At 65.5% G+C, this 591-nt stretch carries 1 protein-coding gene; it reads right to left on the bottom strand.

The features are described 5' to 3' along the window. On the bottom strand, positions 1-591 hold a 591-nt coding region (locus F3J14_RS35315; RefSeq protein ID WP_166726796.1), incomplete at both ends, for an NAD(P)/FAD-dependent oxidoreductase.

Here is a 591-nt window from a genome sequence, read left to right as displayed (position 1 = left end):
CCATGTGATACAGGAACGAGCCGCCGTACGTATCGGACTTCAGCGGCCAGCCGGCCGTGTGGATCACGAGGCCCGGCTTGTGCTTGGCCGGATCGATTTCCCACAGCTCCTTGATGCCGATCCCGTAGGCCTGCGGATCCGCGTTCGCGTCGAGCTTGAACTTCGAGATCAGCTGGCGGCCGAGGTGGCCGCGGCAGCCCTCGGCAAACAGCGTGTACTTCGCGTGCAGCTCCATGCCGAGCTGGAAGTTCTCGGTCGGCTCGCCGTCCTTGCCCACGCCCATGTTGCCGGTGGCCACGCCCTTCACCGAGCCGTCGTCGTTGTACAGGATCTCGGCAGCGGGGAAGCCCGGGAAGATCTCGACGCCCAGCGCTTCGGCTTGTGCCCCCAGCCAGCGCGTGACGTTGCCCAGCGAGATCACGTAGTTGCCGTGGTTCTGGAAGTTGGCAGGCAGCGCCCAGTTCGGCGTCGTGACCGCGCTTTTCTCGGACAGGAACAGGAAGCGGTCTTCCGTCACCTCGACATCGAGCGGCGCGCCGCGTTCCTTCCAGTCGGGGAACAGTTCGTTGATCGCGCGCGGGTCCATCACCG

The organism is Burkholderia sp. Tr-862 (genome assembly GCF_011753085.1).
Taxonomy (GTDB): Bacteria; Pseudomonadota; Gammaproteobacteria; order Burkholderiales; family Burkholderiaceae; genus Burkholderia; species Burkholderia ambifaria.
Note: the sequence above shows the minus strand (reverse complement) of the source record. Positions and strands in the feature narration are given on the sequence as shown.